Origin of the sequence: Kribbella sp. NPDC058245, from assembly GCF_042882005.1 — a bacterium.
Lineage (GTDB): Bacteria > Actinomycetota > Actinomycetes > Propionibacteriales > Kribbellaceae > Kribbella.
This window is the reverse complement of record NZ_JBHVWY010000025.1, coordinates 82,433-92,584: the sequence shown is the minus strand read 5'-3', so window position 1 is coordinate 92,584 and position 10,152 is coordinate 82,433. Positions and strand designations below refer to the sequence as shown.

Genomic DNA, 10,152 nt, shown 5'->3' with positions numbered 1-10,152 from the left:
TGGTCAGCAGTTCGCTGCCACTCTGCATGCACACCGGGCGCATCGCCAAGATCTCCATACCGAAAAGCATAGCCACGCCCACCGACAGTTTCCGGGCCGAGAACCCCTTATTTACAACGGATGTGTGGGCTGTTGCTGTGGGCTGATTGCCCATTCAACTTGCCCACACTGCCCATGACGTTATCCGGTACTTTTTCGTCACCTGGACCCGAAAAGTTTCCGACTAGCGCAAGACCCCCTCGAGCATCACGCACCTCAGCCACAGCCCGTCAGCCCCAGGCAACGTGCACCCTGGTCGCTGACCTCGCCATCCCCCTCAGCCATCTACTGGGCGCGCCCGAAGGTTCCAGTCGACCGCCGCCAGGTGGTCGAGCCGCGCCAACCACCGGGGGCTTGAACAAGAAATGGTGAGTGTGGACAGGTCATAGCTTGTTCACGCCCACCACAGGGGGTGCACACCCCCGACACGCGGCCAGTCATCCACCCCGCCTCAGACGGGTGGTTGCCGGGTGCGTTAGTCGGTGAGTTTTCGTCGCCTGGACCCGAAAACTCACCCATAGCGCAAACTCCGGGCGTCATGCACCTCAGCCACAGCCCGGAAGCCCAAGCAACGTGCACCTCGGTCGCCGACCGCACCATCCACCCCAGCCATCTACTTGGCGCGCCCGAAGGTTTCAGTCGACCGCCGGAGGTGGTCGAGTCCCTGCGAGCCAGATAGGCGACTCGGCCGGGAACGGTCCGCTGCGGCTGGGCATGGCTGCGGCCGATTAAAGACGGGGTGGCTGGGCGCGGCGGTGGCTGAGGGGGATGGCGAGGCCGCGACCGGATTCACGTTGCCTGGGGTTGACGGGCTTTGGTTGCGGTCCGGGAAGTCGCCGGGATCGGGTTCACGTTGCTTGGACTGACGGGCTGTGGTTGCGGTTCGGGAAAGGGGGCTCTCAGCAACTGTCGGAATCCTCACGCTTTGGTTTGCGGTTCGGGAAGGATTGACGGGCTGTGGGTCCGGTTCGGGAGAGGGCGTCCTCGGTGGCTGTCTGGAGGTTGCGGGGCGGAGTTATCCACAGATTGCGAAGTTGTCGGTTTTGGGCGGCTCGAAGTCCATATGTTCTTGGGCAAAGGAGGTGCTCGATGAGTGCTGGCGGGAAGGACAAGGGCTGCTCGGGCGGCCATCGGCGTCGGGAACCCGGCGGAGAGCAGCCGCATCCGGTGTTGCGGCCGCTCACGATGAGGCAGGTCGACCGGCTGGTGAGGCTGGCGGAGCGTGCGGCTTCGGACCGCGGGTTTCCGATGCGGTACGACGGTGTGGGTGCGCTGCTGCCGGTCGAGGGTGAGGGGATGACTGCCGGGCTGGCGAATCTGGCCCGGACGGTGGGTGGGTTGCCGCGGCAGCAGTGGCGCGCCGCGGTGGCGGCGCATTTCGATCAGATGGGCCCTGGTGGTGAGCGGCCGGCGATTCCGGAGGATCTGGAGAATGAGCTCTACCTTCGGCTGGTCGACGCGTCTTCTATCAATCCCGACTGGGCGGGGCGGGTGCCCACACTCGTGCCGGGTCTACTGACAGCGCCGGCTACCTACACCGGGCGAGCGGTGGCCATGCATTTCGACGTCGGATCGCTCGGCCTCTCCTGGTCGGAGATCAACCGGATCGGCCTGGCGAACCTTCGGCGGCTCACGGACACCGTTGAGTACGTGCAGGTTCCGGGCACTGAGATCGCGATGCTCTCCGGTGGCATGTTCACGGCCTCGCGGGCTCTCGTCCTCGATACCGTGCTGCGCGAATCGCTGCACGTCGAGAATCCTCCGTTCGGGTGTCTGGTGGCGATGCCCGCGCGCGACATGTTGCTTGTGCACGTGATGCGGGATCCCATGGTGGTCCATGCCTTCATGGCGATGGCGAGGATGGCAACCTGCTTCTACTCCGAGTCACCGGGACAAGTCAGCCCGCACGTCTACTACGTGGCGGACCAGGAGTGGCACCAGATGACGGACTACAGCTCCGGCACGTTCGATCTGCGGTCCGTTCCTGCCTTCTCGCAGGCCATGCACCGCATCGAGACCGAAGCGCTCACCTGACGACCACTCCGGTTGCCCTAGGGCATTGACATCGTTGTCGGGCCTACCGACGATACAACCGAAACGTTTCCAGCAGTCGAGGAGATCATGGTCGTGATGCGTTCCGCCCGCATGCTGCAGGTACTGATAGCCGGCGCGGTCCTGGTGGCCGCGGCACTGACCCCGCCACCATCGGCCGGCGCCGATCCGGGTCCTGACGGCGGTTCGACGGCCGTTGCAAAGGCCAGGGTTGCCGCTGACGAGCTGATGGGCTCGTACGAGCCGGTCAAGGCCTGGTTCCCATCGAGCTGGTGGAACTCGGCGGTCGCCCTGCAGACCATCGGCGACTACATGGAGCGCACTGGCGACCGGCGCTATCTGCCCCAGCTGGACAACACCTTCGAGAAGGACAAGGGCGTGTTCCCGGCGGGATACCTCTCCGGGGATCCGCTGCTCGGCAACTTCACCAGCCGCGCCATCGACGACTCCGAGTGGTGGGGGCTGACCTGGATCCAGGCGTACGACCTCACCAAGAACCGCAAGTACCTCGACATGGCGGTCACGATCGCGGAGTACGTGGAGGGTTACTGGGACCCGAGTTCCTGCGGCGGCGGAGTCTGGTGGAACGGCGAACGCACCTACAAGAACGCCGTCACCAACGGACTCTGGATCCGGCTCACCGCCGAGCTGCACAATCGACTGCCTCGTGACAAGCACTGGCTCGGCCGCGCACAGGAAGGCTGGAGCTGGTTCACCGCCAGCGGCATGATCAACAGCGCCGGCCTGGTCAACGACGGTCTGACGAGCGACTGCAAGAGCAACGGCGACACGGTCTGGACCTACAACCAGGGCCTGGCGATCGGCGCCGGCCTCGAGCTCTGGCGGGCGACTCGCGATCCGAAGCTCCTGACCACGGTACGGCGATTGGCCGACGCCGCCATGGCCCCGACGGGGCTCGCCCCGGGCGGGATCCTGACCGAGTACTGCGATGCGCCGGATCGCACCTGTGACGACAACGGCAAGCAGTTCAAGGGCATCTTCCAGCGGTACTGGATGGACCTCGCCGACACCACCCACAACCACCGGTACGCCGACTTCGTCACTCGGCAGGCAGCGACCATCTGGGACAACGACCGGGACGCGTCCGACCGGCTCGGCGAGCGGTGGTCCGGCCTCACGAACGCTGACCATCCCAACGCCTACGACTGGCGTACTCAGGCCAGCGCGCTCAGCGCCCTGATCGCCGCCGTACCGTCACCGCCACCGGTCCGCTCCCTGTCAGCGACCACCGACCCGGCCCTGCCAGTGATCATGCCCGCGACCGGTAGCACGACCCACGTGAAGGTGCGGGTAGGTCTCCAAGCCACCGGACCGGCCGGCGAGCGGCTCCCCGTGGCGGTTCGCTCCTCGGGCCCCGCTGGCTGGACGATCACCCCGGCACGGTCGAACGTGACCCTTCGGCCGCGAGGAAGCGCCGTACCGGTGCAAGCGTCGGTGGAGCTCGACGTGACCATTCCAGCCGGTACGCCGGATGGCCGCTACTCGGTGACTGCGACCGCGACGTCCGGATCACGACTGTCCTTCAGCACCCGGTCCGACATCGTGATCGCGCACACGGCCGACTTCGACACCGGTACGGCGGCGGAGACCCCGTGGTTGTGGGACGCAGACGGTTCACAGAGCAACGGGGTCCAGAACCGGTTCGCGGACGGTCACTCGTACTTCATCTACCGCTTCCCGTTCCCGTCCGATGCAACCACGGCGTCCGCGACGCTGACGATCGACAACGAGTTCGTGGTTCAGGCGAGCGGTGACGGGCAGACGTGGACCACGGTCGCCACCGAGACTCAGCCGTTCCACGACGGTGAGAACAAGGCCGCCCGGACGTTCGACCTCACGCCGTACCTCGGGCCGGGCAAGGCGGGCTACGTCCGGGTCGCGGACTCGTTCCCCGACGACGGCTGGGGAGGCAGGGTCTACCACGTGACCTCTACATACAACTGAGCACCGCCTACAACTAGGCAAACACAAGCAACTGAGCAATGACCCGCTGTTCACCTATCCCACACCTGCCAGGCCTGGTGGTGTCCGGCCGTCACTCCCACAATGGGTGACGGCCCGAGCACAGCCAGTCCTGGGAGGACACATCGTGAGCCGGAAACGCGTTGCGGGGATCGTTTTGGGAGCGGCGGTCGTCGCCGCGTCGGTGGTCGCGATCGTCGACAGGCCACCGAGTGCGCAAGCGGTGGCAGCAGTGCCCGCCTTCGATCACATCGTCGTGGTGATGTTCGAGAACCACGCCTACTCGCAGATCAACGGCAGCTCCAGTGCGCCGACCTTCAACAGCCTGGCCGGCCAGGGCGCGAAGTTCACCCAGGCGTACGGCGTCACGCACCCGAGCCAGCCCAACTACGCGGCGATCTTCTCCGGGTCGACGCAGGGCATGACCAGCGACAGCTGCCCGCACACGTTCAGCACCGACAACCTCGGCAAGCAGCTGATCGCGGCCGGCAAGACCTTCAAGGGGTACTCCGAGAGCATGCCGTCCGCCGCGTACACGGGCTGCTCGAGCGGCCAGTACCAGCGCAAGCACAACAGCTGGGTGAACTTCAGCAACGTGCCGACGGCGAGCAACCTGCGGTACAGCGACTTCCCGAGCTCGGCGAACTACGCGAGCCTGCCGACCGTCTCGTTCGTGACGCCGAACATGTGCAGCGACATGCACGACTGTTCGGTCGGCACCGGTGACACCTGGCTGAAGAACAACCTGACGGCGTACGCGACCTGGGCCAAGACGCACAACAGCCTGCTCGTCATCACCTTCGACGAGGACAACGGCGGGTCGTCGAACCACATCTTCACCGCGTTCGTCGGCGCGCACACCCAGGTCGGCACCTTCTCCAACCAGATCAACCACTACAACGTGCTCAGCACCCTCGAGAGCTCCTACGGTCTGCCCCACCTCAACTCGGCGGCGGAGATCACCAACATCTGGAACTGACCGGTGTACCTGTCCACGGTCGATCGACCGCGCACCGCGCGCGGACGCGGCCTCTTCCTCGTCAGCGGCAACGTCCTCGCGCTCGGCGCGGTCAGCCTGGTCACCGACATCTCGTCGGAGATGGTGACCGCGATCCTGCCGGTGTACCTGATGATCGGCCTGCACCTGAGCCCAGCCCTGTACGGCGTGGTCGACGGCACGTACACCGGGGCGACCGCGCTGTTACGGCTGGTCGGCGGGTACATCGCGGACCGGTCGCAGCGGCGCAAAGCCGTTGCAGGGTTCGGCTATGGCTTGTCGGCCGTGGCGAAGCTCGGCATGCTCGCGGTGGGCAGCTCCGTCGGCGCGATCGGCGCGGTGATCGCGATCGACCGCACCGGCAAGGGTCTCCGGACGGCTCCACGCGACGCGCTGATCACTCTCTCCACTCCACCGCAGCAGTACGGCCGCGCGTTCGGCGTTCACCGGATGATGGACACGGTCGGGGCCTTCGCCGGACCGTTGGTCGCGGTCGGTGTGCTGGCCGCGACCGCGCAGGCCTATGACGCGGTGTTCGTCACCAGCTTCTGCATCGCCGCGTTCGGTGTTCTGTTGCTGGTGCTCTTCGTCCGCGACCACCGTGACAAGCAACCGCCGAAAAGCACCGTCGCACCCTCGGCGCTCCGCGACCTGCTGCGCCGAGCGCCCGTACGGCGGCTGGTCCTGGCCGCATGTGTTGCCGGAACGGTCACCATCGGCGACGGCTTCGTCTACCTGCTCCTCCAGCGGCGAGAGGACCTGAGTATCGCCTGGTTCCCGCTGCTGGCCGTGGGAACCAACCTGTCGTACCTCCTGCTCGCCACGCCGCTGGGCATCCTGGCGGACAAGATCGGCCGGCTGAAGGTGGTCCTCGGCGGCTACACCGCACTGGTGCTCGTCTACCTGCTGCTGTTCGGTCCGGTCCGCGGTTGGCCGTTGCTGGTCGTCGTACTGGGTCTCTACGGCTTCTTCTATGCCTCCACAGACGGCGTACTGATGGCACTGGCCGGACCGCTCCTTCCTGAAGGCACCCGTACGACGGGCATCGCACTCATCCAGACCGGACAAGCGCTGGCCTACGTCGGCTCGTCCGTCCTGTTCGGGCTGGCCTGGACCGTATGGGGACCAGCGAGCGCGAGCCGCATCGCCGCCGTACTCGTCGTGGCAGCCGTCTTCATAGTCGCCCTGCTGCTCCGTGGCATCCCAAAGAGCGCGGAGCAACCCGCATGACCCGCCGGGTCCTCGGAGCGATCCTCGGAGCGATCCTGCTGGCCGCTGTCGCCGTCATCTATGGCATCTACACGACAACAGCCGACCGTACGCCGGTCGCCGCGGCGAGCGGACTGACCCTGACCGGACCGCGCATCATGTTCCGCAGTACGGCGGCTGGCAGCAAAGGCCGTCTCGCCCTGGTCGCGAAAGACGATCCGGGCGGCCCGCGCGACGTCTCGCCGCTGAGCTGCCTGCGGGTCTACGCCGCCGGCGGCACCGGCACGTGTCTACGGCCAGACGGCGCGCTGACGACGTACCAGGTCGCCTTCCTGGACCGAAATCTCCAAGTACAGAAGGCGATTCCGCTCGTCGGCATCCCGAATCGCACCCGCGTCTCCGCGGACGGGCGGATGGCGGCGTGGACCGTGTTCGTCGCGGGCGACTCCTACAACAACGGCCGGTTCTCCACTCGGTCCGGACTGATCGACCTGCAGACGCAGGACATGGTCGACTCGCTGGAGTTCCTGTCGGTGACACTGAACGGTCATCCCTACCAGGCCGCCGACCTCAACTTCTGGGGCATCACCTTCACCGCCGACGACAACCGCTTCTACGCCACGATGTCGACCGCCGGCCATCGCTACCTGGTCGAGGGCGACATCGCCGCGAAGACCGTGCACACCATCACCGAGAACGTCGAGTGCCCGTCGCTCTCCCCCGACGGCCGCCGGATCGCCTTCAAGTCAGCGATCGACGACAACCCCGCGAAAGGCTGGCGGCTGACCGTCCTCGACCTGGCCACCGGCACCAGAACTCCCCTGGCCGAAAGCCGCACCGTCGACGACCAGCCCACCTGGCTCGACGCCAGCACGATCGCCTACGCCATCCCGCACGGCCCCGCCGACGCGGACATCTGGTCCGTCCGCGCCGACGGCTCCGGCCGCCCTACCCTCCTCATCCCCCACGCCGAATCCCCTGCTCCACTCAGCTGACGGTGAAGGTGCAGGCTTGGAGTTGCCCTCCGTCGCTGACGACCATGGAGTTGTCGAGGCTGGTCACGGCCTGCTGCTCAGTCCTGAACTGATAGCCCTGGGCAACGACGACCTCCGCTCCACCGGGCGGTTGCAGCCAGGCGGAGTAGGTGTGCGCGGCCACGTCCACCTGGACCCGCACCTTGTAGGCGATGCCGGCCTGATAGTGCACAGAGGACACCGGGTACGTCGAACCGTTGCGGGCGTCGACTGTTCCGTCGGGGCCGAAGCGGACGATGGCGGCCAGGTCAGACCACTTCGTCGCCGAACCTTTGGACAGACCGACCGCGCCGTCCACGGCCGCCGTACCGGGAGTGACGTTCCAGCTGGCGGCGAACGAGCCGGACTGAGCCGGGAATGCCTTCGCGACGAACGCGCCACCGCCCGGCGAGGTCTGGCAGGTGTCGCCCGCGGGCGGACCGCCGGTGAAGCTGAGGACACCGGCCGCGCTGGTTCGCGGACCGGAACCGGCGGTGATCTCGACGATCACACCGGTCGCGTCAGCGGTCGTCGTCACCGCGTACGTCGTGTTCGGGGCCAGGTCGGTGACGATGCTGCGGGTGTTGCCGGCCGGCAGGTGGTACCGGATCGGCGTCGAGACCGTGGTGCCCGCCGCCGCGGTGCCATTCAGCACGGCGTAGTTGCCGCCCGATGATTGCAAGAAGGTGCCTGTGACAGCACCGGCGAGAACGTTGCCATCAGCTACCGATAGCCGGGTTGCCTGCGCAGCGTCGCCTGGTGCGGCGGCAGCGTCGACAACGGTCAGCCAGCGGTTGTCCGCTGCGGCCGGGCCTGGTTTCACGTCGATCCGGGACACGTCACTGCCACCGAAGATGGTGGGAGTCACCTGTTCCGTGTGACCTGCGGGCAGGAGACTGCTGACGGATCCCGCGTAGGTCGTTCCACTGCCGATGTCGTACCGGCTCACTCCGGTGGAAGGGTCAGCCACCCGGGCCGGCGTACCAGCGAAGTGGAAGCGCATCGTCTGGCCGACACTCGGGCTCGTGGTCGTGGTCCGGTCGTAGACGACGAACAGGTTGGGTCGGAGGTAGACCACGTCACGACTCCACGACGAGATCGTCTTGGCTGCACTGCCACGCGGATACATGTCCTCCAGTTGGGATGCGCGCATGAAGGCATAGTCGGCTGTCTGGTCGAACGCGCCCATCTTGGTGCGGGAGCCGTCAGCCCTGGTCTGCGTGGTCTGCCCGGTCGGGGTCGGAGTGTCGGTGAGGAAGACGTTGTAGAGCCCACGGGTCGACGATGAGCCGAAGTTGTCGTTGTAGACGAAGTCGTCGGGCTTCACGCTGCCACGGAACAACTGACCGGTCGCGTTGACCAGGAACGGGCGGTTGCCGCGGGCAACGGCCAGGCTGCCGGCGTCGAAGAGCTGCTCGCTGTTGTCGGGGTTGCCGGTGTACGGACCGGCGTTGAGCGATCCCCAGACCGCCCCGGTCTCCCAGGACGAACGGACCGAACCCATCTCCATCCCGGGCGCGAACGACGCGAGCGGGCTCGTCTTGTAGTCGGCCTCCGGCGCGGCCGGATCCCAGAAGAGGAAGTCGCTCCACAGCGCCGCGGCCGGAGTCGCTCCCGGGTTGGCCGCCCGCACGTCGCGGGCGAAGCGGTGGAAGGCGGGCGCGAGCGGGTCCGACCAGGTCGGCAACATGCCGGCGAGTTGGGTGACCAGCTTCACCGAGGCCGGAGCCGGTTCACCCAGGACGCGCATGGTGCCGCGGTCGTCGACCCGCTGCAGGCTCGGCCAGACGTTGTACATGTACCAGGACGCCATCCCCGACGGGAACTTGTACGGCGCCGCGGCGTTCACGAGGTCGATGCCTTTCGCCGTCTTGGCCGCGAGGACCGGCAGCGTCATGTTGAAGGTGGCCAGTGGGCCGTAGTTCTGGCCCTCGGGCCAACCGCCGCCGGTGAGGTTGGCGGCGTAGTAGGGCTGGATGACCTGGCCGTGCACACGGTCGAGGAAATCGGTCCACTGCGCAGGCGCTCGCGGGTCATCGCCCTCGGTCGCCAGTGCAGCAACGGCCTTGGTCGCGTAGTAGCCGGCATAGTAGTTGCCTTGCGGGTGGTCCAGGCCGTACCCGCCGGCCTCGTACGCATCCACCCAGCGGTCGACGGCCGTGTACACGCGAGTCCGGTCGGCAGGCGCCAGAGCGTCGTACAGCCAATCGAACCCGATGGCCATGCCGACTCCGTAGAAGCGGATGCCGTAGCCGTCGTCGTAGAGCGGATCCGGCGCATGCGGGTCGCCCGCGGGTGCGCTCATGTGGACGAGGACCTCGACGCCCTTCGCACCGTACGCCGGGGCGCGGGCGGGGTCGACGGTCTGCGCGACGCGGTAGCAGAGGCCGAGGTTGGTGATGGCCGGGAAGTAGTCCTCGCCCTGGTAGCCCGAGCCGATGTTGTTGCCGCCCGGATCGGCATTGCCGTCCGGCCATTCCACAGTGCCGAGGACATACCCCTCGCACTTCTGCTTCAGCGCGGTCCAGGCCGGGTCGTTCGCCTGCGCTCGTTGCCGCAGCGACGCAAGACTGGTGGTGTCCAGGGCGATGCGAGGGTGCGCCACCGCGGTGATCTGTTGAGCCGCGGCGGGCAGTACGCCCCGAGCTGCAGAAGGAATGAGGGCGATGGTCATCGACAGCAGCAGCGCACTGGCCACCATCGCCGATCGTCGCGTTCGAGTCAGGCCTCGGGACATGGTTTTCCCTTGATTCGTTGGCGGTTCGAGTCGATGGGTCTCCGTCTCTTCACCCTCGGGGTACGGCGAAGGCGAGTCAAGGTGGCTGGCGTTCCCGCCTCAGGTCTGCCCGATCGGGCCAT

6 protein-coding genes are annotated in these 10,152 nt (G+C 66.8%); 5 read left to right on the top strand and 1 reads right to left on the bottom strand.

Features of this window, described 5'->3' with window-relative positions:
• The first annotated feature begins 1,128 nt into the window (after positions 1-1,128).
• The 5 genes from ACFVWG_RS39370 (at position 1,129) to ACFVWG_RS39350 (ending at position 7,275) form a co-directional block, all read left to right on the top strand.
• Entirely contained in the window at positions 1,129-2,073 is a 945-nt protein-coding gene (locus ACFVWG_RS39370) for a hypothetical protein (protein ID WP_391548622.1), read from the top strand.
• Positions 2,074-2,169: 96 nt separating this feature from the next.
• Positions 2,170-4,056 (top strand): glycoside hydrolase family 76 protein, encoded by a 1,887-nt coding sequence (locus tag ACFVWG_RS39365; protein ID WP_391548621.1) that lies wholly within the window; start codon positions 2,170-2,172, stop codon positions 4,054-4,056.
• Between the two features lie 145 nt (positions 4,057-4,201).
• Positions 4,202-5,053, top strand: a complete 852-nt coding sequence (locus tag ACFVWG_RS39360; RefSeq protein WP_391548620.1) for an alkaline phosphatase family protein — start codon at positions 4,202-4,204, stop codon at positions 5,051-5,053.
• Between the two features lie 3 nt (positions 5,054-5,056).
• The gene (locus ACFVWG_RS39355; RefSeq protein ID WP_391548619.1) at positions 5,057-6,301 is read left to right on the top strand and encodes an MFS transporter; all 1,245 of its coding nucleotides are present in this window, start codon (positions 5,057-5,059) and stop codon (positions 6,299-6,301) included.
• Entirely contained in the window at positions 6,298-7,275 is a 978-nt protein-coding gene (locus ACFVWG_RS39350) for a TolB family protein (protein ID WP_391548618.1), read from the top strand. Before ACFVWG_RS39355 ends, ACFVWG_RS39350 begins: the two co-directional genes overlap by 4 nt.
• Here ACFVWG_RS39350 and ACFVWG_RS39345 read toward each other — a convergent pair.
• Entirely contained in the window at positions 7,268-9,994 is a 2,727-nt protein-coding gene (locus ACFVWG_RS39345) for a hypothetical protein (RefSeq protein ID WP_391548617.1), read from the bottom strand. The two genes, ACFVWG_RS39350 and ACFVWG_RS39345, sit on opposite strands and share 8 nt — an antisense overlap.
• Positions 9,995-10,152 lie beyond the last annotated feature (158 nt).